Origin of the sequence: Auritidibacter sp. NML120636 (assembly GCF_003185945.1) — a bacterium.
Taxonomy (GTDB): domain Bacteria; phylum Actinomycetota; class Actinomycetes; order Actinomycetales; family Micrococcaceae; genus Auritidibacter; species Auritidibacter ignavus.
The window spans coordinates 15,347-39,286 of sequence record NZ_QHLO01000015.1; the positions used below are offsets into that span (position 1 = coordinate 15,347).

The following is a 23,940-nucleotide window of genomic DNA, read 5'->3' on the forward strand; positions in this document are numbered from 1 at the left end:
CTATAGTACGTCCTGTGATCAGTCGCTAGCAGGCGATCTCCGGTGTACTTGGGTGCGCCAAGCGCTGGTCACATACGGGACGGCGATAGATTCCTCAGGCCGGTAGCCCAGATGCTGATGCAGATACCAGTCGAGGTTGTGGTGCATACGTTGGCGCTGTGTGTCGGTGGTGCGCATATAAAAGGATCGGGTCTGCATCAGCTGGTGAAGTTCTTGTGGTCCTAAGACGTCGTTCCAGTGCCACCATCGCCCTTCAGCGGGACGAAACGGCGGGACCAGTGCAGGGCTGAGCTCAACCGGGTGAACATCTCCGGCGTGCATGATCCGGGTCAAGCGGTGGACCCAGGGAATGGAGGTATCCAGCTGGTGGTGGACGATACCCAGTACGCCGGTGGGTTTCAACAGGGACGCTACCATTGTGCAGAGTTGGTCCGGGTCGAACCAGTGCCATGACTGGGCGGCCACGATCAGTGTTTGATCGCCGAGCCGTCGAGCGAGGTCCGGGTCATGACGGACCCGGTGGTCCAGGTCTTCGACGCTGAGTTGCAACACCTGCGCCTGGGGTAGTCGTTGGGAGAGAAACGCTGCCATCGACTCGGCCGGTTCCACAGCGGTGACGGTGAAACCATAGTCGACCAGCACCTGGGTGAACAGTCCGGTTCCGGCACCGAGGTCAAGAGCTGAGGCAGAAACCTGTAAGGGCTGGTCCTGCTCCTCCAGGAGAAAATCAATGATCTCTGGGAAATATCCGGGTCGCACCGAGTGGTAGGTCTGGGCGCTGGTGGAATGGTAGGAGGTACCGAAGGCGTGTCGCCTGTTGGTGTCGATGCGTGGCGCTGACTGCGGGCGAGACGGTGTATCAGCCATCGACGGCATCAACGGCTAGGGACCGGCCTTCCAAAACAGCTTGGGCTTGAGCCACGTCCTGACCCATTTGGGCGATGAGCTTCTCCACACCTTCGAAGGCGACCATGCCCCGAAGCCGGGCGACGAATTCCACGGTGACGATTTGTCCGTACAGGTCGAAGTCTTCTACGCGCTCTTCTTCGGGCCGGTTCATGATGTGGGCTTCCACGGTCCGTTGGACCCCTTCAAAAGTCGGGTTCGAACCCACGGAGATCGCGGTGGGCCAGCGGTGGTGATCTTGATCAATAAACCATCCCGCGTAGACGCCATCGGCTGGAATCATACCCTGTGCCTCATCGCTGAGGTTGGCGGTGGGAAAACCCAGTTCGCGGCCGCGTGCTTCGCCGTGAACAACTTCGCCACAGACTTCATGCGGTCGCCCCAGGATGGTGGCGGCGTCGGCAACTCTGCCTTCAGACAGGGCCTGGCGGACACTGGTGGAGGACCACCGCGAGTCAGTGCCGACTTCGGGGACTTCTACCACCTCAAATCCGTACGTCGCCCCGAGCTCTCGCAACGTCGTGATATCACCGGCGTTAGCCTTGCCGAAGCGACAATCGGATCCCACCACGACAACCTGGGCGTTAAAGGTTTCGACCAGGGTGGTGCGCACGTATTCCTCTGGCGATTGGCTCGCGAAGTTCAGCGTGTAGTGCACCACGCACGTGGCGTCGGCACCGGCCCGTTGAATCAGGTTCAGCCGTTGCGGCAACGAAACAATAGGCACCAGGGGTTCTTCGGGATGGTGCACCAGTCTGGGGTGCGGATCAAAGGTCAGCACCACCGCTTGGAGTCCGCGGTCACGGGCGGTGTCAACGGTTGCTGTGAGCACCTCTTGGTGACCCCGGTGTACCCCGTCGAAGTTGCCCATGGTCACCGCCGAGGGCGGTTGTTCGGCCGGCACCGCTGCCAGTCCTTGCCAAGCCTCCACTATTTGAGCGCCCCCTATCGCCGTTGTGCTGAGACTACCGCCTCAGTGGTCTGGACGGTGTCAGCCTGGTGCGAGTCTGCGTTTTTCGGTGCGTGCTTGACCAGCCAGAACAGCCCCACGAAAGGCAGGATCAACGGAATATAGCCGTAACCCTCACCGAAGTGGCTCCAGATGGAAGCATGTTGAAATAGTTCCGGCTGTACGTAGGACCAAATCCCCACGCCGATCACGCCCACCAGTTCCACGGTTACTGCCACCATAGCCACGATCCAGGCTTTTTTGCCGGGAATCGCCAGAGCAATGGTCGCCACGACATAGACCAGTGCGGAAAAACCTGACAACGCATAAGAGATCGGGGCTTCGTCGAACTTGGTGATGATCTGGTAGCTGGCACGGGCCATGGCAGAGAAGGCAAACACACCGTAGACAGCGATGATCAAACGACCGATCCCTTTATGACGGCGGTCCCATCGGGGCGACTTGGGGGCCGTTGAACGGTTCCCGACTGTGTTTGCAATTGAATCCACGTGCATCAATCTCCATACCATGCGTGCCAGATGACCTGCATGCGATGAATCATCACCAAAACGGTGGGGCCCATGGCTCCCAGCACCAGGTTAGACCATCGTGACTTATCGGTAATGGCCCAGAAAAAGGCCACCACTGGCAGTATAAGGGCGACCACGAGATAGCCCCAGAATTCCCAGAGTGGACCTTGGATCTCCACCGGTGAGATCGCCGCATAAATGCCGTAAATGACCAAGAAAATTTCGACGGCGCCGACCGAGAGGATCGACAAATCATCCGGAAACGTGCGGATTATTGTCATCACAACACAGATCGCTAGGGAGCCCAGACAGATCGCTGTCGCTACCCAGAACCAAGCGTCCAGGACCATCAGGCCTCACCTTCTGTGTGGATGCGATAATCGGTGACGAACACTACCTGAGGCTTGGCCCCGTAACCGGTTTTGGTACGAGCGTTTTCGATCAGCGCGATCACGGTGTCGCCACCATGGCGAGCTGCGTAGCATCGGTCGTCGTCATTGGGGCTAACCAGTCGCCCGAAACTCAGCGCTTCCGCCTCGTGGTCGCAGACTTCACGGACCGGGAACAGCTCGGAACAGGCCTGTGATAGCTCACAGTAGTCAAACCGACTTCCCAGCTGTTCTATGGTGTGGGCCTTATCGATAGTAAAGGGTCCCACCCGGGTGCGGCGCAGCGCGATCAGGTGCCCGCCAGTGTTCAAAGACTCGCCCAAGTCCCTGGCGAGAGCCCGGATATAGGTACCCGAAGAGCAATCTATAGCGACCTCGATATCAAGAATCTTTCCCTTGTCGAGACGATGAACTCCGGTGACCTTGAACCGAGATACGGTGACCCGACGTGCCGGTAGCTCGATCTTTTCACCGTCACGCACGCGCTGATAGGCTCGTTTGCCACCAACCTTGATGGCAGACACTGCCGAAGGGATCTGATCGATTTCCCCCGTCAGTTCTGCGATGGCGACCTCAAGACGGTCTCGAGTGACCGCGTTGGCGTATCTGCGATGAATGACCTCACCGTCAGCATCATCGGTCGTGGTATTGACACCGAGCCGGATGGTTGCGGCATAGGTCTTGTTCGTACCGGTGATGTGGGTCAAAAGGCGGGTGGCTTTATTGAACCCCACGACCAGTAAGCCTGTAGCCATCGGGTCCAAGGTTCCTGCGTGACCGACTTTCCGCGTCCCAGCGAGTTTGCGTAGCTTGGCCACCACATCATGAGAGGTCCAGCCGGTCGGTTTGTCCACCAGCACCAGACCCGAGACGCTTCGTCCCGGGGCCTGGGAGGTGTTGGAAGCGGAGGTGGAGAAGCTCACCACCCGTCAGTCTCCTGACCGGTGGTGGTCCGACGTGCGGTACGGATTCGCCTCGCCAGCGTACTGCGACTCGTCTCGGTTAGCGGCCAGTTCTTCATCACGAGCGCGCGCAGCACGCAGGATATCTTCCAGGTGTGCTGCGGCCTCCGGCACCGTATCCGGCACCAATTCCAGGGTCGGGACCAAACGGATGTTGAGTCCTCGACCCATTTCTCGGCGTAGCATGCCCCGGTGTTCGGTCATCGCCGCGTGACCGGCAGCGACCGTGTCCTCGTCGCCGTAAACGGTGTAGTAGACAGTGGCTTGTTGCAGGTCATTGGTGACTTTGGCGTCAGTAATGGTCACGTTTTCCACGCGATCATCTTTCACAGTTTTTTGCAGGGCTTCAGCCAAAATGACTTTGATCCGCTGAGCCAAACGTGCCGGACGGTTGTTATTTGCCATCGGCGACAACCTCTCTCATGCTGTGTTGTCTAGGGATCCCCCCTCCGACCCGGCCACTGCCATTGTGCGCTCACAGTCTCCGGGTCGGGGAGGAGATCGGCAGGACTAGCTCCGTGGCTTTTCCTGCATTTCGTAGTTTTCAATCACGTCATCGACCTTGATGTCGTTGAATTTGCCCAGGCCGATACCGCATTCGTAGCCGTCACGAACCTCGGTCACGTCATCGGTGAACCGGCGCAACGACTCGATACTGATATTGTCGGTGACCACCGCGCCGTCGCGGACCAAACGTGCCGATGCGTTGCGCTTAATGACACCGGACTGCACCAGAGAACCGGCAATGGTACCGGCCTTGGAGGAACGGAAGATCTCGCGGACCTCGGCACGACCCAGCACGACTTCTTCGTACTCGGGCTTGAGCATACCGCGCAAAGCATTTTCAATATCATCAATCGCGTCGTAAATGACCGTGTAAAAGCGCATATCCACGCCTTCGGCATCGGCCAGTTCGGTCACCCGCTCGGCAGGGCGAACGTTGAAACCAATGATGATCGCGTTGTCGACGGTGGCCAGGTTGACGTCGTTCTGGGTAATCGCACCCACGCCGCGGTGGATCACTCGCAACTGGACCTCGTCTTCGCCACCCACGTCGATCTTCATCAACGAGTCTTCCAGCGCTTCCACTGGACCGGAGGCGTCGGACTTGATGATCAGGTTCAAGGTATCCAACTTGCCCTCGGCGACCGCCTGGTCGAATTCTTCCAAGGTGATCCGCTTGCGACGACGTGCCAACTGGGCGTTACGCTTGGCAGCTTCGCGCTTCTCAGCGATTTGACGGGCGGTGCGCTCTTCGTCGGTAACCAAGAAGTTGTCACCGGCCCGTGGCACGTTCGACAAGCCCAACACCTGGACCGGAGTCGACGGCTTGGCTTCGGAGACATTCTGACCGTCATCGCCAAACATGGCACGCACACGCCCGTAGGCGTCACCGCAAACCATGTTGTCTCCCACCCGCAAGGTACCGGACTCAACCAGGACGGTGGCCACCGCACCACGGCCCTTATCCAGGTTGGCTTCAATAGCCACACCGCGGGCGTCCTTATCCGGGTTTGCCTTGAGCTCCAGAGTCGCATCTGCGGTCAGCAACACAGCTTCGAGTAGCTGGTCGATACCCATCTTCTGCAACGCCGAAACCTCAACGAACATGGTTTCGCCACCGTATTCCTCGGGCACCAGCCCGTACTCCGACAGCTCACCACGGATCCGGTCGGGGTTGGCCTCGGGCTTATCCACCTTGTTGATGGCCACCACAATGGGCACATCAGCTGCCTGAGCGTGGTTGAGCGCTTCAACGGTTTGCGGCATCACACCATCGTCAGCGGCGACGACGAGCACGGCGATGTCGGTGACTTCAGCACCGCGAGCACGCATGGCCGTAAACGCCTCGTGACCCGGGGTGTCGATGAAGGTGATGGCACGCTGGTCGCCTTCAAGCTCCACATCGATCTGGTACGCACCAATGTGCTGAGTAATACCACCGGCTTCGCCTTCCCGAACCCTCGAGGAACGGATGGCATCCAGCAGCCGAGTCTTACCATGGTCGACGTGACCCATCACGGTCACCACCGGCGGACGAGGATCCTGGTCCTCCTCATCTTCTGCGGCCTCTTCCGCTTCTAGATTGATGTCAAAGGACTCGAGGATTTCCTTGTCTTCGTCCTCGGGCGAGACGATCTGGACCTTGTACCCCAGTTCGTCACCGAGCACACCGAAGGTGTCCTCGTCCAGAGACTGGTTGGCGGTCGCCATCTCGCCTAGGTGGAACATCACGGTCACCAGTGCTGCCGGATCGGCACCAATTTTCTCGGCCAAATCGGCAATGGAAGAGCCGCGACGTAGCCGAATGACGGTGTTGCCATCGCCTTTGGGGACTTTGACACCACCGATCACTGGTGCTTGTTGCTCTACTTCTTGACGCTTTTGACGCTTCTTCGCCCGACGACGTCCTGCCCGGCCTCCTCGACCGAATGCGCCCTGAGCGTTGCCGTGACCGCCTGGACGACGGCCACCGCCGCCACCAGAACGACGGCCCCCCGGATGTCCCGGGCCCTTGTGTTGACTCGGCGGGGCCGGACGATCAATGTGTCCGGGCATCATCGCCGGTGAGGGACGCAAATTCGACGGCTTCGGCGCCGGCGAATCCTGGCGACTTGGCTTGGGTGCAGACCGCGGTTTATTACCACGGGGCATACCGGGCTTGGGGGCAGCTCCGCCACGAGGACGGGGACGTGGCCCACCCGGACGTTCTTCGGAAGACCGCATTCCTTGCTGGGGTGCGAAGGGGTTATTGCCCGGACGCGGCGCTCCGGGCCGAGGTGCCGGACGCGGTGCGGGGCGCGGGGTGGCGGCACCCTTCGGGCTAAACGGATTATTGCCCGGACGCGGTGCCGGTTTCTTCCCAGAACCCCCCGGCTTTCCGGGTTTGGGGGCTGCCCCAGGACGCGGAGTCGGCGCGGCCGGCTTCGGTTTGGATTGGGACGGCTTGGGAGCCTCGGGAGCCTGGGATGCCTGCTCCTTTGACTTCTGCGCGGTCGGCTCAGTGCTCGGTCCCGCAGTGGTGGTCTTCTTCTGGCCTGGCTTGGTGGCCGGCTTCTTCGCCGGAGCAGATGGCTTGGCGGCCGGCTTTTTGGGCGCGGGCTTCTGGGCAGGCTTAGGCTTGTCCTCGGACGAAGCGTCGTCTTTGAATTCGGCCTTCAGCCGTTTCACGACTGGGGGTTCAATGGTTGACGATGCGGAGGAGACGAACTCCCCCATGTCTTCCAATTTGGCAAGGGCCTCTTTCGAGGTGATCCCAAGTTGCTTGGCAACTTCGTGGACGCGTAGTTTCGCCACGACTCTCCTGTTCTGGACGAATCGCGGCGGCGGGCGGGTGCTCAGCGCGTCCGGATTCGTACCATCGTTGTGTGGGGCTCTAATCTTGGGCACGCCACGACAGTTTGGTGTCGTAGCATGCTGTGTGAGCATGTCTTTTTGGTCATGGTTGGGCACTCATCGTGTGCTCACCGGGTATCCATCAGATCTTCGACCCGCTTTCTTGTCCTTGGTTTAGTTCACCCAGCACCTTGGAAAACTCCGCTTCGACCGCACGCAGTGACTCGGCATTGACGCGAGTCCGAAAAGCGCGGTGAAAAGCACCGGATTTTACAGCACGTCGCACGCACTGTGTGTTGGGGTGTATCCACGCCCCACGTCCCGGGAGTTTTCGTTGCCAGTCCACCACCACGAATCGGGTATCCGCGGTCATGTCGCAGGCGCAACGCACCAGGTTAGGAGTCTCTTGTTGTGCTCGGCATCCGATGCACGTTCGCACCGGAAGACGTGAACCCATGGTTCTCCCATCTCATGGAGCACAAAAAGACATACTATAGTTTAGCGGTTTTGAAAATATTTTGTCGCCGGTTTCTAGTCCGGGGTCACCGCCAAAGGGTCAGTGGTTCCCGACTCCCCCATAATATCAATGCGCCATCCAGTCAATTTGGCCGCCAGACGAGCATTTTGTCCTTCTTTGCCAATAGCTAAAGACAGTTGGTAATCCGGAACGATCACACGTGCTGAGCGGGTGGCTTCATCAACCATCGGCACCGAGGAAACCTTGGCGGGGCTCAGCGCGTTCGCAACGAACTTGGCTGGTTCCTCTGAGGCGTCAATGATGTCGATTTTTTCGTCGTTCAGTTCGGTCATGACCGCTCTGACGCGCGAGCCGAGTTCACCAATGCACGCGCCTTTAGCGTTCAACCCGGCCTGCTTGGCCCGCACTGCTATCTTGGAGCGGTGCCCGGCTTCACGAGCAAGAGCAACGATCTCTACTGACCCGTCAGCGATTTCGGGAACTTCTAGCTCAAACAGCTTGGCCACCAGCTGCGGATGCGAGCGCGAAACCGTCACCGACGGTCCTTTGGTACCACGGGTGACCGAAACAACATAGCACCGTAGGCGTTTGCCGTGCACGTACTCTTCCCCGGGAACCTGTTCTGCTGGCGGCAACACTGCTTCAATCGACCCGAGATCGACCTGAATCATATGGGGGTTTTTACCCTGTTGGATGACGCCGGATACCAGCTGGTCTTGTTTGTCTTTGAACTCACCTAAAATTTGGGTGTCTTCTGCATCGCGCAACCGTTGCAGGATGACCTGGCGGGCAGTTGAGGCCGCGACGCGACCAAAGTCATTGGGGGTGTCGTCGAATTCCCCGATGGCGTTGTTGTTTTCATCGAACTCGGTGGCCCAGATCGTCACCTTGCCGGTCTTCAGATCAATTTCAGCACGGGATTTCGAGATCGCCCCCGGAGACTTCTGATAGGCCAGATAGAGGGCCTGTTCGATGGTTGGCACCAGCTGTTCAAGCGGAATATCGCGTTCCTTCTCCAACATCCGCAGTGCGCTTATATCGATGTCCATCTCTGCCTCCGGTCTTCTCGATCATTCACTTATCTCGTGCCTGGGATGCGACGTCCCACAGACCACCAGCATGCCTAGGCCTGTTTTAACTTTACCTGGACCTGAGCGTCGGTAATGTCGTCGAATGAGTAGTGAGCACGCTCCCCCACCTTCTCCGGCATACCTTTCTTGGCGCCCGGAATGATCAAAGTCAGTTCGACTCCGGTGTCGTCCACATCATCAATACGCGCGCGTTGCCGACCCGGCTGGCCTGTTAACTCGGCTTCCACCGTGCGACCGAGATTGCGCTGCCAGTGGTGAGGACGCACCAGCGGTCGCCCCACCCCGGGAGTGGAAACTTCCAGCTGGTAGGCGTCGTCACCGATCTCCGGCAACGGGCCGGTATAGGCGTCCAAAGCGTCTGAGACTACTTGCGAGGAGGTAGCGATCTCATCCAGGCTAAGACCCTCGGTGCCGGTCCGAGCATCAATCACGACAGTGAGAACTTTGGACCCCGGGGTCCCGGTGACCTCCACATCTTCCACCCAGACCTGTTGATCGGTCAGCGCCGTGGCGATCAGCTGTTCAAGTGGGCTTCGCATCTCGACCGTTTTTTCTGAAACGTCTTCCGAGGACTCAGCATGCGTGCGAGCAAAGAACCGTGATGCCATCAGGGATGGACCTCCGAAAGGTTGTCGGCTGTTATCTGTGGTGTCGTCTGTGGCGTGCTCAATATCGTGCGCAATCTTAAACCTTAGCCCTCTGGGACAGCAATACGCACAGTTGAGTGGTAAACGTGGAAGAATCTGAGCTGTGAAATCCTCCGCATCGACACAATCGTCTCGTTGGCGTTACGTGGTAATCCCCCTCACCGTGGCAGCCACCTTGGTGATCCTGATTCTGGGATGGTGGGGCATTCGTAGCCTCTTCGCGCCCGGGCCATTCTCTTTCCCGCTGTTTGCGCCACCGCGGGATGCCACCGAAATCGTGGAGAAGTACCAGCGTCTCGCCGAGCAAGGCGAAGAACCGGAGGACTATCGTGCTCTGTGGGACACCGCTTCCACCGTGACCGGTGAAGAATGCGACGGTGATTGGGTCGAGCAAGTTCAAGACCTCGGCCGAGAGCACCGAGCACTCGCTCGTCTGACAGAATTTCTCTCCGCCCGCGTCGAGGCACCTGAGAGCGCCTCTACGGAGGATGAGCAACAAGACTGGACTAACGCGGTGATTGATCTTGATTTAACTGCCGAATCTTCCAGTATGGCGATGACCGCCGGTCTACCAACTGAATGCGTGGCTTACCCAGAACACCCAGAGGTAGTTGACCAACAGCTACGGGAAGACTCCTCGCCGACGATGACAGTCCTGCACGAGCCGGCGGAAAGCCTCAAGGCGCAGTGGACGCGCGCCTGGGAGGAGGCCAGCACCCCGGCTCAGGAACAACTTGCTGAGGCCGGGCTCTGGGAATCAATGGTGTTCGAACAGAAGCTATCGGAGCTGGCCGAACTCACCGCCTAGGGGGCACAGGGGCACAGGACCGACCGGCAGTTACTCTCCGGGCCGAGAGAGTGATCTCTTTACTGCTTGTTCTGGTTGTCCGACCGCGTCGAGAGCCCCTGCGCGACGATGTCGACGACAGCAGAAACCGCTTGATCAACCGGCAGGTCCTGACGGGTGTCGTCACGACGGTCTTTGAACTCAACCGTGCCTTGGGCAAGACCGCGTCCGACCACCAGGATGAGTGGTACACCGACCAACTCAGAGTCGGAGAATTTCACGCCGGCCGAAACTTTCTTGCGATCGTCGTAGAGTACCTCGATGCCTGAGGCTTCGAGGTCGGCGACGAGTTTTTCGGCGGTATCGAAGATGTCTTGGTCCTTGCCGGTGGCCACCACATGGACGTGGGCGGGGGCAACATTCAGTGGCCAGATCAGGCCACGGTCATCGTGGTGTGCTTCGGCGATCGCTGCCACCGCGCGGGTGACACCGATGCCATAAGAGCCCATCGTGACCACGACCTGTTTGCCGTTCTCGTCCAGCACTTTCAGGTCCAGGGCTTCAGTGTATTTACGACCCAGCTGGAAAATGTGGCCCATTTCCATACCGCGACGAGTGTGTAATGGTCCGGATCCATCCGGGGCCTCGTCTCCATCTTGAACCACAGTGGCTTCCACGACCGCGTCCCAGGTGAAGTCGCGTCCTGCGACCAGGTCGAAGACGTGGTGCTGCGTCTGATTAGCGCCAGTAATCCAGCGGGTCCCGGGGACAATGCGGGGGTCGACGAAGAACGGCACCCCGGAGGGTGCCTCTGCACCCAACAGCTGGGTCACGGTCTCGCCTGCCACGGTGGCGGGGCCGATGTATCCGGGCACCAGATGGGGGTTCTTGGCCAAATCATCTGCAGTGGCCGGTTCCAGTTGAGGTTCACCAGTGAGCGGAAGAGCCTCGGCAATCGTGGATTCCAAACGCTTGACGTCGACGTCGCGGTCGCCAGGAACAGCGACGACGAAGGGTAGACGTTGATCACCATCGATGGCAACCAATACCACACATTTCAGTGTATCGGAGGCGTCCCAGGCACCGGACTCGCGCGGCACCAGATGATTAGCGACCTCGACCAGAGCCTCGATGGTGGTGGACTCCGGGGTCTCTTTCACCTCAGCTGCCGGCACATCCGAGTAGTCTTCAGGCTCAGGAGCCACGGTAGTTACCGCTTCCACGTTGGCCCGGTAGCCCCCGTCGGATTCCACAAAAGTGTCCTCACCGATGGGGGAAGGGTGCAGGAATTCCTCAGACCGAGAACCGCCCATGGCACCGGCGGTGGCTTGAACTGCTACGACGGGCAGACCGAGTCGCTGGAAGATCCGAAAGTAGGCACCGCGGTGGGCTTCATAGGCCTCATCGAGCCCAGCTTCATCAATGGTGAAGGAGTAGGAATCTTTCATCACGAACTCCCGCACCCGCAGGAGACCAGCTCGCGGGCGAGCTTCGTCGCGATATTTGGTTTGGATCTGGTACAGGTAGACCGGCAGATCCTTATATGAGGCGTAGTGATCCTTAACCAGCAGAGTGAACAGCTCTTCGTGGGTGGGAGCCAACAGGTAGTCGGCGTCCTTGCGGTCTTTGACCCGGAAGATATTGTCGCCGTAGTCGTCCCAGCGACCGGTCGCTTCATACGGCTCTTTGGGTAGCAAAGCTGGGAAGAAGACTTCCTGAGCGCCAATGGCGTTCATTTCGTCGCGAATGATCTGTTCGACTTTAGTCTTGACGCGCACACCCAACGGCAACCAGGTGTAACCACCAGGTGCAGCCCGGCGGATAAAACCGGCCCGGACGAGTAGCTTGTGGCTGGCGACTTCGGCATCAGCCGGGTCGTCACGCAAGGTACGCAAGAACAAGTGGGACATGCGCAAGGGCACAGCACGGCTCCAATCACGGTGAGAGCGTCAGGACATTCTGAGATCTGGGGAAAGTCTACCCCAGCGGAGTCTAGTCAGCGGGGGCCTTGAGTTCCTCGGCCAGCTGGTCAATAGCACTCAGTTCCTCAGCGTAGGCGCGCGGTGGCACGCTGAGAGCAACGGTGAGACGGCTACCGTCCTGGACCCAGACCGTAGAGGTACCCACGTGACCGAGGACTTCCTGATCGTCACCGCTGAGCGGGACCGCTGCTGGGGAATCTTCCGAGCTCTGGCCCGCAGGGCTGAGTGTGTACTCGGGTTCAGGGGTGTTTTCATCGTCCGTGGCAGATTCAGACTCGTCCTCGGATGCCTCATCGGTGACAGACTCCCCCGCAGCGGACTCACCCTGGCCATAATCTTCCAGATACACCGCAAACGCCTGGTCAGTGTGATGGGTGAGTTCTTCGAAGGTGATCTCGCGTTCTAAGGCCGGGCTCCCTTGGGGCTCAAAAAGGGCTCTCTGGCACGAGCTGGCGAATTCTCGGACCTGGTCGGTGTACCGCTTGGCTTCATCGGCATCGTCGAACTCGATGACCGCGAGTTGCCGAAAGTCAAAATTACCGGGCTCGGAGGCATCGACGTGTGTCCCGGTCACCGCCACGACGTCCTCGGCTGAGGGCAAGTCAGGCTTAGGGACGGGGCTTTCATCGCTTCCCCCGCTGACGCACTCACCTGTGGTGCCCAGCACATTCACGTAATCAATGGCGGCTTCCCCATCGACCACCTCGGCGCCGGGTCCCAGCACCTCGTTCAGGGTTTCGGCGATCTGGTCCTCGGTAATCGCAACCTCAGCGGTGTCTGTCGGCGACGGACCGTCTTCGGGCTGAAAGTCGTCTCGGCACCCGGACAACGTCAAGATGCCAACCATCGTCAGCGCAAGAATCCAGGTAGCGCGCTGTAACCGGGGCCTGTGTTCCGAGCTATGGTGCATGGTTCTCCTGCTCCGTCGCGATTTCGGGCAGCTGATCTACGATCTTAGTCAAGATCTCCACCAGACGAGACTGTTCCACAGGATGATCGACCGTGACCACCACCACGAGATGATTCTCTTGTCCCAGGGCTGTGGTGGTCGTGGTTTGTGCTTCCAACCGAGGTTGTAGTTGCGGGGCGGCGCTGGGCATTTCCTCGGCCGGTGTGGGAGGCGTTTCGACGGCGTCGGCAGTATCTGCCTGGTCTTGGGCTTCGTCAAGATCAATCACGGTCGTGCTGTTGATCAACAGAGTTTCATCGAATTCAGTGGCCAGCTGTTGAAGTTCCTCACCCACCTGGGCGGGATCGGCGGTGGGCGACGGTGCTACCGATTCGTCTCCGTCTCCACCGGTGGCGGTTTGGTCCTCAGTGGGTTCGTCCTCGACCTGCTCGCCGGCGAGCTCGGGGTTGGAGAAATCGCTGACCGCGGTCGTGACCTCCGCTTCGATGTCCTCGTCGAGGTCCACGAGATAGGTGGGACACTCCTTGGCAGCCTGGCGACGAGCTGTCAGATAATCTTCGGCCTCAGCCTCGGATTCAAATTCGATGATGGACGCCGACGTGGAGAGGGTCTCAGCGTCTTGTTCGGTAACCACGCCTAAGGTAGCGGCGGTGTTGGCCAACAGCTGTTCGTCAAAGGTGGTCTGGCACGAAGCAGGCGAAATCTCGTATTCTTCCAAGGCGCGTTCTTCCTCAATTAGCGCCTGCCGAGCCTGGTCCCCGTCGAGCGTCACGGCCTGATCTCCCAGGGCGTGACGAATGACCTGCAGCGACGCGTCTGAATCGGATTCAGCAGACGGTGACTGACTGGCACTGGCAGTGTCAGACGGTGTGGCCTGCGCACGTTCAGCCTCGTCGTCACCGCCGGCGCAACCGGCCAGCGCTAGCGCACACACCGCCCATAACGTTAGGTGTCCCGCTCTGCCTAGGGCCACACCACTGCCTTCCTCTTCACGTTCTGTCACGAGCTGTTTGCACGCTGTTTTTGACCTGTTTTGGAGTTCTCAGGTCGAAGCACATACTTCTCTCACTGTAGCCGAGTTTGTCCGGTATGGAGAACAGTGCAGGGCGCCGAAACGATCAGAACAACACCGTGGCGAACTCTCCGGTAACCTCGAACCCGACGTTACGGTAGGTCTTCAGCGCCGCCACATTGAAATCGTTGACGTAGAGCGAGACGACCGGGGCTAGGGTCAGGCTGTGAGCGACCACCGCTGACATCAGAGTGCTGGCCTCACCGCGACCACGCAAATGCTCGGGGATCCACACACCTTGAATTTGAATGCAGTCGTTGGTGACCACCCCCAGGTCTGCTTTGAACAGAACCTCTCCACCGATTCGGCGACCGGGGGTCTTCACCAGGCACCATCCGGATTCGATCAATTGTCGGACCCGGGCTCGGTAGGAGTTGGGGCTGTCCTTCATCGGTGAGTATCCGAGCTCTTCTGTGAACATCTCCACGGCAGCGGGAAAGACCGTGTTGAAGTCACCAGCTTGGGCGACCCGCACGTCGGGGTCGACCGGTACCGCAGAGAGGCTCCGGGTGGTCATCAGCGGTTGTGACGTTCGAATGGCGCGGGGTTGTTGCAACCCATACGACAGGCTAGACCAGATTCCGTGCACCGCGTCCCGCGGCCCGAAGATCGACCCATAGCGTCGGCCCAAGCACCGGATGGCCGTGCCCAGGATTTCTCCATAAAATTCATTGACCGCGACCGGGACGATATTGGACCCAACCCACACCGCACACCGGAGCTCATTCGGGTCGTGCTCGTCATCGATACCCAGAAATAGCCCGCGATGCAGGTCACGTCCAGGCCCAGCACCACGGCCGCCGTCGAGCAACGATTGGACATAGCAGTGAGCCACCGGGTCGCTGGCAACCAGTCGGGATAAGGCCTCGGTGTCGTCGTCGGAAAGGATCCGAACCATATCGCCGGTGGTCCGAGACAGCTGGTCTTCGGTGTCCAATAGCCAACGCATCTGCCGGGCAAATCTCATCTCTGGTATCCCTTCGACTGATACGAACGGCTCAAGGTGGTTCAGGCAGGCGCTAGTTGAGCGTCACCGGTTTGAAGATATCGGCCACTATCAACAGTACGCCCATGCCTAACAGGGCCACCGCAACGACGTAAGTCAGGGGCAATAGTCGTGAAATGTCGAAGGTAGGCGGGCGTGGTCTACCCCGGAGCTTGGCCCAGAGTTTGCGCCCACCATCCCAAAGCGCACCCACCACATGGCCACCGTCCAAGGGCAAGAGCGGAATCAGGTTGAAGGCCATGAGGGCAATATTAACCCCGGCGATCAGCGAGACCAGCATGGCCACCCGGTCCTGCAGGGGTATCTCGTCCATGGCTGCCGCCTCGCCGGCAATGCGACCGACTCCCACCACCGACATCGGACCGTTGGGGTCACGTTCCCCGTCGGTAATCAGCACTTGGGCGGTATCCCATAGCCGAACCGGCAAGACTACGATCACGCGGAAGGTGGCTTCCAATTGCTGTCCAATGACCGGGAAGGTCTGGGTGACCGGTTGTTGCACTCGTTCTACCTGCGATCCCATTCCCACGAATCCGACCTGGTGCGTGACAAGGTCGCCGGATTCGTCGGTTTCGGTGCGTCCTAGGTCGTCGACCACCGGGCGTTCGGTCAGCACCGGGGTAATCTCGGTGTCATGTTGTTGTCCCTCGCGCTCGTAGGTCATGGGCGTGGAGTCTCCGGCTCGTTGTCGGATCAAGCCGGTGAGTTCGTCCCAGGATTCCACCGCGACCCCGTTGAAGGAGGTAATCGTGTCACCGGGTTGTAGTCCGGCGGCGTAGGCCGGCCCATCTGGGTCATTGTCGTCGCATTCGGCGATCTCGTCCTGGGTGGCCGCGACTTGTACTGCCTGCACACACCGGTAGACCTCAGAAACCGTGGTGGTGGCGGTGTTCACCCCGAAGCTAGTGATTAAAATCCCGGTCAGAACCACCGCAATCAACAAATTCATCGCCGGACCGCCCAACATGATGATGATCCGTTTCCATACCGGTAGCTGGACGAACAACCGGTTCTCATCTCCGGGGCGAATCTCAGCCGCGGAGATCTCCCGGGCCTGTTGGGACATTTGTTGGAAGACGCCGGTCGACGAGGTTTTCGGCTTCTCGCCCGGGGCTTGGGGCGGGTACATCCCGATCATGGCCACGTAGCCACCCAGGGGAATGGCTTTGACCCCATATTCGGTCTCGCCACGGCGGATGGAGAACAGTGTCTTTCCAAAACCCACCATGTACTGGGTGACACGTACTCCGAAGAGTTTGGCCGGAACCAGGTGCCCGATCTCGTGCAACGCAATAGAGAGGATAATCCCCACGGCAATGGCCAAAACACCGAGGGTGAAAGCCAAAATCTCCACGGAGTACTCCTCTCATTTCTCATTGGGTTGTTTCTCACAAGGTTGTCTGCACGCGCTATCCAAGGGATAGTTCACCGGCCTATTATGCCGGTCAAACCTGTGAAGTGGGCTCGGATGAACGGTTGAATCCTCGTCGAGGCAGTGCTAGAGGCACAATGTCATCAGCTAGCACAGCCGCCAACTCCGCGACCACACACCCCCTAGCGGAACATCGCCGTCCACCCGGCCGGGCCGACCACGTTGAGTTCCTCAGACGAGGCAAGCGAACACCATCTGATGCGTGCCCGGCTGTGCTACCAGAAGACAGTTGTACCGCATTGGCCCAAGAGCTCGCGCCCAACGTGAGTGCTGTGCGGTTTGCAGGATCGGCACATCCCACGGTGGAAGAATGTAGAGTGGTGGGACTACCAGAGACCAGGAGGCAGTTGCATGATTCTTCGTGAGGTACGGACCGAGGACCTCGATGAGTTCTTTGTCCACCAGCAGGATACCTTGGCCAATCTGATGGCCGCCTTTGCGCCTCGCAATCCCCAGGATCGTGGCGTCTTCGATTTCCACTGGAATAGCTTGCTTCACGATGAGAACACCATCGTTCGCACCATCGAGGAGAACGGTCAGGTGGCCGGTGCGTTGATCTGTTTGAACATCGACGAGATTCCGGAACTGTCGTTCTGGACAGCCCGGGAGTTCTGGGACCAGGGCATTACCACTGCGGCGGTGGACCAGTTCCTGGAGGATTTCCAACAGCGCCCCATCCGCGCCATGGTTCCGGCTGACAACGCCGGGTCACAGAAGGTACTCACCCGACGTGGTTTCGAAAAGATTGGTGAAGAGCAATCCTTCTCAAATGCTCGCGCTGAGATTATCACGGAGGACGTGCTAGAGCTCAACCAACCCTAACCAGCCCTTGCGCCTGGTGGTTGCCTGGCGATCAGCTGGGACTGGGTCATGCCTTGATCAACATTCTAGCTGAGGTTGATCAGCAATTCGATTCCAGCTTGCACAAAGGCATCAACCTCGGCCTCTTCGTAACCCTTCTTACCTTTAGCGGCGCGGAAGGTCGTGGCTCGAAGCTGTTGGGCAGTGACCGTATCGCGATCGGTAAAGTGAGCAAAAAGGGTCTCACATACCGCGTCGACATCTTCAACACGGTAGCTGATGGCCTTTGATTTCTTGGGGCGACGGAAACGTTGCCCGGCTGGGCGCTGAAGGCGACCCATCAGTTCCCGGATGGAGTCATCAAGGTAGCTGTTCCACGCTTCCAGGCCATGGCTCTCAATAAATTCATCTCGTTCGGCCCGTCGGAATGCGTCCTCGAGACGGTCCAAGACCTTGTCGACCTGATGGGGTGCATACCCGCCTTTGACCGCGGCGAAGGAGACATCACGCACGTCGTTGGCCGCCATGAATTCATTCCCGTCATAAGCAGAACGCGCCCGCGCGATAAATTCATCAACCTGGTTCGGCTGGTAACCATAGGCTTTTTTCTCCACCCGAGTAAAAGGAGAACTCTCGTGCTCGGTTCGTGCAGCCCGTCGGCCCATGGTTGTATCCTTCCTGACGGATGTGAGTTGCTCGGTCATCTACTCGTAGCCTAGGGCAAAAGAACCACGAACAGCGCGAACGCCACTGGAGCACCAAAAACGAGGGAGTCCAACCGGTCCATCACTCCCCCGTGCCCGGGCAACGTGTTGCCCATGTCTTTGACACCGAGATCGCGTTTGACCATCGAGGCCGCAAAATCGCCAGTAGTGGCTACCACGACCATGACGAGGCCGACAATCACCGACCGCCAGACTTCCAAGTCAAGCATGAACCAGCCAGCCCCAATCGAGACCAGGACGGCTCCGACCAAAGAACCCGCGAAACCTTCCCAGGATTTTTTCGGTGAGATCTGTGGCGCCATCGGGTGTTTGCCAAACAAGGCTCCGACGATGTACCCGAAGGTGTCATTGGCAACGACGGCCAATAGGAACAATGCGACCATATAGTTGCCCTCGGGCTCCTGCATCAACACGACCCCGAACGAGAGCATAAAGGGGACCCAAAGCACGATGAATCCGGTGGTCATTGCCGCGGCTAGGGGCCGGTAGGGATCACTGACTACAGTCCAAAACACCGCAAGGATCATCGTCCCGAACAGGGCGAACACCATAGCGTCGATGCCACCAAAATACGCCGAAATGGGCATCGCAAGGGCCCCGACCCAGAGCGGTACCAAAGGTACCTCAATCTTGTAGGGGCGATACAACCGGGACATTTCCCAAGTGCCCACCAGCAACAGGAGTGAGATGAGCACCATCACCACCACGGGAACCCAGAAGATCCCGATGATGGCTGCGACGAGCAGAACCGCACCGACGGCAATCGCTGCCGGAAGGTTACGACCAGCCGTCGATTGTTTGGGTTCTTCTAGCTCGGCTGGACGTTCCGAGACGGTGGTAGGTGCCACCATGGGATCGTTGTCAACGTAGGTGGCGGGCTCGGCTGTCTCGGGGTCTGTGTCATTGGACTCACCGCGTTCAGCACCAACCGTCTCGGGAAGAGCCCGTTGGTGCTCGATTTCGGCTTGGGCGGCTTCCAGAGCCTTGCGTTCTTTCCGGGTTTGGGGAATGATCCGGCCGGTTTCCGGGTCCCGGACCAAATTCTCGAAGCCCTCAAGTTCGGTAATAACCGGCTCCTCACCTGGTGAGGATCCGGTGTTGCCTGTGGGGTCTTGTTGGCTCATGTGGTGCACGTTAGAGGTGCTTAGACCTCCATGAGGTCCTGTTCTTTGTTCTTGGCCATCTCTTCAACCTGGTCCACGTACTTACGGGTCAGGTCATCAAGTTCTTTCTCACCACGTTTGCCTTCGTCTTCGCCGATTTCGCCGTCGTTAACCATCTTCTCGAGGGTTTCTTTGGCTTTGCGACGGGAATTACGTATCGAGACCTTGTGATCTTCGGCCTTTGATTTAACCAGCTTCACATATTCGGCTCGACGCTCAGCGGTCAACTCCGGCATGACAATCCGGATCACTTTGCCGTCATTGGAGGGATTAGCTCCCACCTCGGAGTCAGACAGGGCTTTTTCGATCTCACGCAGGGCGGATACGTCATAAGGTGCAATCAGCAGGGTACGGGCATCCTGTGCGGTGAAGGAGGCAAGTTGTTGCAAGGGGGTGGGAGTACCGTAGTAGTCGACCAGAACCTTGGCAAAAAGACCAGGTGTGGCTCGACCGGTGCGCACCGAGGCAAAGTCCTCGGAGGTGGCCTCCAGGGTTCGTTCCATCGCGGCCTTGGCGTCATTGAGTACTTCGCTGGTCACGGAATCTCCTTCAACATTATGAACTTGCCCAACCGGCTCCGGTTGGGCGAACTTAATCGCCTGATTACCATCTTAGGACAGCTTAGGTGCAGTCACCGTCGTGTTGATACGGCGGGGCGGTTATGACTCCACCGTAGTACCGATGCGTTCACCGAGCAGTGCTTTGGTGACGTTACCCTTTTGCTCCATGCCAAAAACCATCATTGGCAAATTATTATCTTTGCACATCGTCATTGCGGTGAGATCCATCACTCGGATATTTCTCATGATGGCTTCGTCGTAGCTGAGGTGGTCAAAGAGCTGAGCATCGGGGTTCGTCTTGGGATCGGCCGTGTAGACACCGTCCACACCGGACTTGGCCATGAGCACCTCGTCAGCACCGACTTCTAGGGCCCGTTGGGCCGCGACAGTGTCGGTGGAAAAGTACGGCAGACCGGTACCGGCGCCGAAAATTACCACACGGCCTTTTTCCATGTGTCGCACCGCGCGCTGAGGAATGTACGGTTCAGCAACCTGTGACATGTGAATCGCAGACTGAACCCGGCAATCCACGCCAGTTTGCAACAAGAAATCCTGTAAGGCCAGGGCATTCATCACAGTGCCGAGCATACCCATGTAGTCGGCACGCCGGCGTTCCATGCCGTTCTCGGATAGTTCGGCTCCACGGAAGAAATTACCGCCTCCGACAACGATGGCAATCTGGACCTGGTCAGAGGCCGCCGCAATTTGTTCGGCCACGAACCGAACCGTTGTGGGATCAACCCCCACGGAGCCACCGCCGAAGACTTCACCGGAGAGTTTCAAGAGCACCCGACGCCTCCGGGTCGAAGGGTCAGATTCTGCAGATCTCGGCCCATCTTGGAGGCCTCCGGGAATATTAATAGCCGGGGTGGGTTCGGTCATGGTCTCCTCCTGCAATGGTTCACCGGATCTGAACGAAGTCAGCGATATTAATGAAAAAGTTTGGGGCAGTCAGAAGGGGTGAACACTTAGTTATAAGTGTTCACCCCTTCTGCTGTTCATGCTTAGGCGCCGACGCGGAAGCGTGCGAACTGCACGGCTTCGGTGCCGGCTTCTTCCAGTACCCTACCCACAGTGGTCTTGGAATCTTTAGCGAATGGCTGATCCACCAGCACGACATCCTTGTAATAGCCGTTCAATCGACCATTGACGATCTGCTCCATGGCCTTTTCCGGCTTGTTCTCAGCACGAGCGGTGTCCTCAGCCACGCGACGCTCATTCTCAACGGTTTCGGCCGGAACTTCGTCACGGGTCAGGTAAGTCGGAGACAGAGCTGCAATGTGAACTGCAACGTCGTGAGCTGCTTCCTGAGCCTTCTCGTCATCGGTGGAGACAGCCATGAGCACACCGACCTGGGCTGGCAGGTCTTTACTGGTCTTGTGCAAGTATGCGTCAACGTACGCACCGGAAACCCGGGCGACACGACGAACCGCGACCTTTTCACCCAGGGTGGCAGCCTCCTCGGTGACGTATTCGCCCAGGGTCTTACCATCGTACTCAGCGGCCAGCAATGCCTCAGCGTCATCGGCTCCACTGGAAACGGCGACCTCGAGGACGTTGTTAGCCAGATCGATGAACTTCTGGTTCTTGGCCACAAAGTCGGTCTCGCAGTTGATCTCGACCATCACGCCTTCGCCGTCGTTGACAGTAGCGACGATCAGACCTTCAGCAGCGGAACGACCTTCACGCTTGGTCGCGCCCTTCAAACCCTTGATCCGAATGATTTCCATGGCTTTCTGGGCGTCGCCTTCGGCTTCATCCAGGGCCTTCTTGACATCCATCATGCCTGCACCGGTACGTTCGCGCAGGTCCTTGATATCAGCGGCAGTGTAGTTGGCCATTCAGTAATCCCATCCTTAGGTTTCTGAGTTATTGGTGGTGAGTAGGTCGAAAGGTCAATCTCACTCGGAGTCAGTCTGAGACTGAGGTGCTGGCGCGGTAGCCTGATCCTCAGTCGTGGCCGGCTGCGTTGCGGTCTCGGCGGGTTGCTCGGCCTGTGCCTTCTGTTTGGTCTCAGTCTGTTCACCGAGGAGCAGGTCACGTTCCCACTCAGCCATCGGCTCTTCACCGCCGGCCTCTCCCTGCTTGCCCTGATTGCGTGCCAGTAGACCATCGGCCACAGCGTCTGCAACCACGCGGGTCAGCAATGCCACTGAGCGGATCGCGTCGTCGTTGCCCGGAATCGGGTAGGTGACTTCGTCCGGATCGCAGTTGGTGTCGAGGATTGCGACCACGGGAATGCCAAGTTTCTTGGCCTCGTCCACAGCCAGGTGTTCTTTCTTAGTGTCAACGATCCAGACCGCAGAAGGGGTGCGACTCATGTTGCGGATACCACCAAGGTTAGCCTGCAACTTCTGCATTTCGCGCTGTAGCAGCAACAGTTCCTTCTTGGTGTGGCCGGACCCGGCAACATCTTCGTAGTCGATTTCTTCCAGTTCCTTCATGCGATTGACACGCTTAGAAACGGTCTGGAAGTTCGTCAGCATACCGCCAAGCCAGCGGTGGTTGACGTAGGGCATCCCGACCCGGGTTGCCTGCTCAGCAATGGCCTCCTGGGCCTGCTTCTTGGTTCCTACAAACAGGATGGAACCGCCGTGTGCCACGGTTTCTTTAACGAAGTCGTAGGCGCGGTCGATGTAAGACAGCGATTGCTGCAGATCAATGATGTAGATGCCGTTGCGCTCGGTGAAGATGAAACGCTTCATCTTCGGGTTCCAACGGCGAGTTTGGTGTCCAAAGTGAACACCAGAGTCCAGCATTTCACGCATCGTAACGACGGGCATGTCGCTCCTTTACCGTCAGCCTTCGCGGCCTGCGCCGAGGCTGACATTTTTCTTGTCTATCGGTTACTTAGCACCACAACCGGTTGGTCGGCGCTCCTGGCACGACGGCGGTTTCCCGACACAACACCAGCACCCCGTGATGGGGACCGAAGGGGTTATGTTGTCTGACTAGACACTCACATCGTGCGCGAAGTCAGTACCATCGCAGGCTGATTTGCCGGCCTGGATACTACTGCTTGTATCAGCATACCGTATTTTCCCGTGGCCCTAACCGCGTCAGGAGCGACCATGCCAGTGTTTTTCCTCCACGAGCCGATAGCCGATTCCCCGCACCGTTTCGAAGCGGTCCGCACCGAGTTTATTGCGTAAGTACCGAACGTAGACGTCGACCACGTTGGAGCTACCTGTAAAGCCCTCGCCCCAGACTCTACTTAGTAACACATCTCTGGTGAGCGCCTGCCCGGGGTTGCGGAAGAATAATTCTGCCAGGGCGAACTCGCGCGGTGAGAGATCAACCGGCTTGCCGTCCACAGTGACCAAATGTCGGGTGGAATCGATAACGACTTCGGCGTGACTGACCACGTCGTGACCTTGTGCGTCGTGGACGGTGTTGCCGGCATGGGGCGAGGCGGTTGGCTGATCGTGCGGGGCGCCCGCTGCTTGCTCACGATTCTCCCGGTCTCGAAGTCGCAACCGGATGCGAGCCACCAGTTCGGGGAAACGGAACGGTTTGGGAACATAATCGTCGGCCCCGGACGTCAATCCCTGGACGGTCGCTGCCCCAGAGGTTCGTGCTGTGAGAATAATGACAGGAAGATCCGAAAATCTGAGTCGAATTTGTTCAAGAACCTCGAAGCCATCCATATCGGGCAGTCCCAGATCGAGGATGATCAAATCCCACTCTTCGGTGCGCACCAGCGCGAGACCCTTGGCGCCGGTGGCAGCGACTACCGGGTCAAATCCCTCAGCCGACAGACCGTTGAATACAAAATCCGAAATACGTGGCTCATCTTCAATCACGAGAATACGGGCTACTGTCATTCGGTGCTCTCCTGACGCGAGGAACTGGTGGTGAACAAGGTTTTGCCTGAGCCGGAGGGATAGGGCAATGACATCGTAAAAGTCGATCCGACATCGAGCTGAGACCGGACAGAGACCACGCCACGGTGTGCACGAACTATCTCTTGAACAATGGTCAGTCCGAGCCCGGGCCCTTCGGTGCCGGAAGCGTTACGGGCTCGACCGAAACGTTCGAAGATCGTGCTCAGATCGTCGACGGCGATCCCCGCACCATAGTCAGTAATCCGGCTCTTCACAATCGAGGGTGTAGACGGGGGTCTCGGGGAAGTGGCGCGTCGATAGCTGGATAGAGGTCGAGGCCTTCCGATGATGGAAGTTCCTACACAAGCCATCTGAAAGACCTCGACGTGC

25 protein-coding genes are annotated in these 23,940 nt (G+C 58.6%); 2 read left to right on the forward strand and 23 right to left on the reverse strand.

Translation table 11 applies throughout. The features are described 5' to 3' along the window. Nucleotides 1-18: 18 nt before the first annotated feature. The 10 genes from DCC25_RS10430 to rimP form a co-directional block, all read right to left on the reverse strand. Nucleotides 19-867: a class I SAM-dependent methyltransferase gene (locus DCC25_RS10430; RefSeq protein WP_158524783.1), complete on the reverse strand. Its 849-nt coding sequence runs from the start codon at nucleotides 865-867 to the stop codon at nucleotides 19-21. Further along, nucleotides 860-1,837 carry a bifunctional riboflavin kinase/FAD synthetase gene (locus DCC25_RS10435; RefSeq protein WP_110101640.1) on the reverse strand — a complete coding sequence of 326 codons (978 nt, stop codon included), beginning with the start codon at nucleotides 1,835-1,837 and terminating at the stop codon, nucleotides 860-862. Before DCC25_RS10435 ends, DCC25_RS10430 begins: the two co-directional genes overlap by 8 nt. 14 nt (nucleotides 1,838-1,851) lie before the next feature. After that, entirely contained in the window at nucleotides 1,852-2,364 is a 513-nt protein-coding gene (locus DCC25_RS10440) for a hypothetical protein (protein WP_320410268.1), read from the reverse strand. 5 nt (nucleotides 2,365-2,369) lie between these two features. Then, entirely contained in the window at nucleotides 2,370-2,735 is a 366-nt protein-coding gene (locus DCC25_RS10445) for a hypothetical protein (protein WP_110101641.1), read from the reverse strand. After that, a complete protein-coding gene (truB, locus tag DCC25_RS10450) occupies nucleotides 2,735-3,697 on the reverse strand; it encodes a tRNA pseudouridine(55) synthase TruB (RefSeq protein ID WP_183145582.1) in 963 nt (320 codons plus the stop codon). The genes DCC25_RS10445 and truB overlap by 1 nt, the downstream gene beginning before the upstream one ends. Nucleotides 3,698-3,703: 6 nt before the next feature. Continuing rightward, entirely contained in the window at nucleotides 3,704-4,141 is a 438-nt protein-coding gene (gene rbfA / locus DCC25_RS10455; RefSeq protein WP_110101642.1) for a 30S ribosome-binding factor RbfA, read from the reverse strand. A 105-nt stretch (nucleotides 4,142-4,246) separates the two neighbouring features. Then, nucleotides 4,247-7,033 (reverse strand): translation initiation factor IF-2, encoded by a 2,787-nt coding sequence (infB, locus tag DCC25_RS10460; RefSeq protein ID WP_110101643.1) that lies wholly within the window; start codon nucleotides 7,031-7,033, stop codon nucleotides 4,247-4,249. A 181-nt stretch (nucleotides 7,034-7,214) separates the two neighbouring features. Next, the gene (locus DCC25_RS10465) at nucleotides 7,215-7,529 is read right to left on the reverse strand and encodes a YlxR family protein (RefSeq protein WP_110098708.1); all 315 of its coding nucleotides are present in this window, start codon (nucleotides 7,527-7,529) and stop codon (nucleotides 7,215-7,217) included. A 74-nt stretch (nucleotides 7,530-7,603) separates the two neighbouring features. Next, nucleotides 7,604-8,599, reverse strand: a complete 996-nt coding sequence (gene nusA / locus DCC25_RS10470; RefSeq protein WP_110098709.1) for a transcription termination factor NusA — start codon at nucleotides 8,597-8,599, stop codon at nucleotides 7,604-7,606. Between the two features lie 74 nt (nucleotides 8,600-8,673). Then, the gene (gene rimP, locus DCC25_RS10475) at nucleotides 8,674-9,249 is read right to left on the reverse strand and encodes a ribosome maturation factor RimP (RefSeq protein WP_110098710.1); all 576 of its coding nucleotides are present in this window, start codon (nucleotides 9,247-9,249) and stop codon (nucleotides 8,674-8,676) included. Nucleotides 9,250-9,391: 142 nt separating this feature from the next. Between rimP and DCC25_RS10480 the strand changes: the two genes are divergently transcribed. After that, nucleotides 9,392-10,096: a hypothetical protein gene (locus DCC25_RS10480; RefSeq protein ID WP_110101644.1), complete on the forward strand. Its 705-nt coding sequence runs from the start codon at nucleotides 9,392-9,394 to the stop codon at nucleotides 10,094-10,096. Nucleotides 10,097-10,155: 59 nt separating this feature from the next. On the opposite strand, the gene DCC25_RS10485 is transcribed toward DCC25_RS10480, so the two are convergent. The 5 genes from DCC25_RS10485 to DCC25_RS10505 form a co-directional block, all read right to left on the reverse strand. Next, entirely contained in the window at nucleotides 10,156-11,997 is a 1,842-nt protein-coding gene (locus DCC25_RS10485) for a proline--tRNA ligase (protein WP_110101645.1), read from the reverse strand. A 70-nt stretch (nucleotides 11,998-12,067) separates the two neighbouring features. Further along, nucleotides 12,068-12,967 carry a hypothetical protein gene (locus tag DCC25_RS10490; RefSeq protein ID WP_110101646.1) on the reverse strand — a complete coding sequence of 300 codons (900 nt, stop codon included), beginning with the start codon at nucleotides 12,965-12,967 and terminating at the stop codon, nucleotides 12,068-12,070. Beyond that, a complete protein-coding gene (locus DCC25_RS10495; protein WP_146206457.1) occupies nucleotides 12,957-13,970 on the reverse strand; it encodes a hypothetical protein in 1,014 nt (337 codons plus the stop codon). The genes DCC25_RS10490 and DCC25_RS10495 overlap by 11 nt, the downstream gene beginning before the upstream one ends. Nucleotides 13,971-14,085: 115 nt before the next feature. After that, nucleotides 14,086-15,006, reverse strand: coding sequence for a DUF4081 domain-containing GNAT family N-acetyltransferase (locus tag DCC25_RS10500; RefSeq protein WP_110101648.1), 921 nt, complete (start codon nucleotides 15,004-15,006; stop codon nucleotides 14,086-14,088). A 52-nt stretch (nucleotides 15,007-15,058) separates the two neighbouring features. Further along, nucleotides 15,059-16,399 (reverse strand): RIP metalloprotease, encoded by a 1,341-nt coding sequence (locus DCC25_RS10505; RefSeq protein WP_110101649.1) that lies wholly within the window; start codon nucleotides 16,397-16,399, stop codon nucleotides 15,059-15,061. Nucleotides 16,400-16,828: 429 nt separating this feature from the next. Here DCC25_RS10505 and DCC25_RS10510 point away from each other — a divergent pair, with 429 nt between their 5' ends. Then, a complete protein-coding gene (locus DCC25_RS10510; RefSeq protein WP_110098717.1) occupies nucleotides 16,829-17,299 on the forward strand; it encodes a GNAT family N-acetyltransferase in 471 nt (156 codons plus the stop codon). Nucleotides 17,300-17,364: 65 nt separating this feature from the next. Here DCC25_RS10510 and DCC25_RS10515 read toward each other — a convergent pair whose 3' ends face one another. From DCC25_RS10515 to DCC25_RS10550, 8 genes are all read right to left on the reverse strand, one after another. Next, nucleotides 17,365-17,943, reverse strand: coding sequence for a DivIVA domain-containing protein (locus DCC25_RS10515; RefSeq protein WP_158524784.1), 579 nt, complete (start codon nucleotides 17,941-17,943; stop codon nucleotides 17,365-17,367). A 50-nt stretch (nucleotides 17,944-17,993) separates the two neighbouring features. Then, nucleotides 17,994-19,127, reverse strand: coding sequence for a phosphatidate cytidylyltransferase (locus DCC25_RS10520; RefSeq protein ID WP_110101651.1), 1,134 nt, complete (start codon nucleotides 19,125-19,127; stop codon nucleotides 17,994-17,996). Between the two features lie 20 nt (nucleotides 19,128-19,147). Next, on the reverse strand, nucleotides 19,148-19,669 hold the full coding sequence (gene frr, locus DCC25_RS10525; RefSeq protein ID WP_208392252.1) for a ribosome recycling factor: 522 nt from the start codon (nucleotides 19,667-19,669) through the stop codon (nucleotides 19,148-19,150). A gap of 156 nt (nucleotides 19,670-19,825) precedes the next feature. Further along, on the reverse strand, nucleotides 19,826-20,608 hold the full coding sequence (gene pyrH, locus DCC25_RS10530; protein WP_110098721.1) for a UMP kinase: 783 nt from the start codon (nucleotides 20,606-20,608) through the stop codon (nucleotides 19,826-19,828). Between the two features lie 122 nt (nucleotides 20,609-20,730). After that, a complete protein-coding gene (gene tsf / locus DCC25_RS10535) occupies nucleotides 20,731-21,567 on the reverse strand; it encodes a translation elongation factor Ts (RefSeq protein ID WP_110101653.1) in 837 nt (278 codons plus the stop codon). 60 nt (nucleotides 21,568-21,627) lie between these two features. Further along, on the reverse strand, nucleotides 21,628-22,509 hold the full coding sequence (gene rpsB / locus DCC25_RS10540; protein ID WP_110098723.1) for a 30S ribosomal protein S2: 882 nt from the start codon (nucleotides 22,507-22,509) through the stop codon (nucleotides 21,628-21,630). 276 nt (nucleotides 22,510-22,785) lie between these two features. Beyond that, nucleotides 22,786-23,550 carry a response regulator transcription factor gene (locus DCC25_RS10545; protein WP_110101654.1) on the reverse strand — a complete coding sequence of 255 codons (765 nt, stop codon included), beginning with the start codon at nucleotides 23,548-23,550 and terminating at the stop codon, nucleotides 22,786-22,788. After that, the gene (locus tag DCC25_RS10550; RefSeq protein WP_199445919.1) at nucleotides 23,547-23,825 is read right to left on the reverse strand and encodes a sensor histidine kinase KdpD; all 279 of its coding nucleotides are present in this window, start codon (nucleotides 23,823-23,825) and stop codon (nucleotides 23,547-23,549) included. The genes DCC25_RS10545 and DCC25_RS10550 overlap by 4 nt, the downstream gene beginning before the upstream one ends. Between the last annotated feature and the right edge of the window lie 115 nt (nucleotides 23,826-23,940).

Bases quoted from the DNA above. Each gene is read 5' to 3' on its own strand.
- nusA (WP_110098709.1), bottom strand. From the start codon at position 8,599: ATGGACATCGATATAAGCGCACTGCGGATGTTGGAGAAGGAACGCGAT.
- DCC25_RS10545 (WP_110101654.1), bottom strand. From the start codon at position 23,550: ATGACAGTAGCCCGTATTCTCGTGATTGAAGATGAGCCACGTATTTCG.
- DCC25_RS10520 (WP_110101651.1), bottom strand. From the start codon at position 19,127: ATGAGCCAACAAGACCCCACAGGCAACACCGGATCCTCACCAGGTGAG.
- frr (WP_208392252.1), bottom strand. From the start codon at position 19,669: ATGGAACGAACCCTGGAGGCCACCTCCGAGGACTTTGCCTCGGTGCGC.
- DCC25_RS10445 (WP_110101641.1), bottom strand. From the start codon at position 2,735: ATGGTCCTGGACGCTTGGTTCTGGGTAGCGACAGCGATCTGTCTGGGC.
- rimP (WP_110098710.1), bottom strand. From the start codon at position 9,249: ATGGCATCACGGTTCTTTGCTCGCACGCATGCTGAGTCCTCGGAAGAC.
- pyrH (WP_110098721.1), bottom strand. From the start codon at position 20,608: ATGACCGAACCCACCCCGGCTATTAATATTCCCGGAGGCCTCCAAGAT.
- DCC25_RS10465 (WP_110098708.1), bottom strand. From the start codon at position 7,529: ATGGGTTCACGTCTTCCGGTGCGAACGTGCATCGGATGCCGAGCACAA.
- tsf (WP_110101653.1), bottom strand. From the start codon at position 21,567: ATGGCCAACTACACTGCCGCTGATATCAAGGACCTGCGCGAACGTACC.
- DCC25_RS10430 (WP_158524783.1), bottom strand. From the start codon at position 867: ATGGCTGATACACCGTCTCGCCCGCAGTCAGCGCCACGCATCGACACC.
- DCC25_RS10490 (WP_110101646.1), bottom strand. From the start codon at position 12,967: ATGCACCATAGCTCGGAACACAGGCCCCGGTTACAGCGCGCTACCTGG.
- rpsB (WP_110098723.1), bottom strand. From the start codon at position 22,509: ATGCCCGTCGTTACGATGCGTGAAATGCTGGACTCTGGTGTTCACTTT.
- DCC25_RS10500 (WP_110101648.1), bottom strand. From the start codon at position 15,006: ATGAGATTTGCCCGGCAGATGCGTTGGCTATTGGACACCGAAGACCAG.
- rbfA (WP_110101642.1), bottom strand. From the start codon at position 4,141: ATGGCAAATAACAACCGTCCGGCACGTTTGGCTCAGCGGATCAAAGTC.
- DCC25_RS10515 (WP_158524784.1), bottom strand. From the start codon at position 17,943: ATGGGCCGACGGGCTGCACGAACCGAGCACGAGAGTTCTCCTTTTACT.
- DCC25_RS10510 (WP_110098717.1), top strand. From the start codon at position 16,829: ATGATTCTTCGTGAGGTACGGACCGAGGACCTCGATGAGTTCTTTGTC.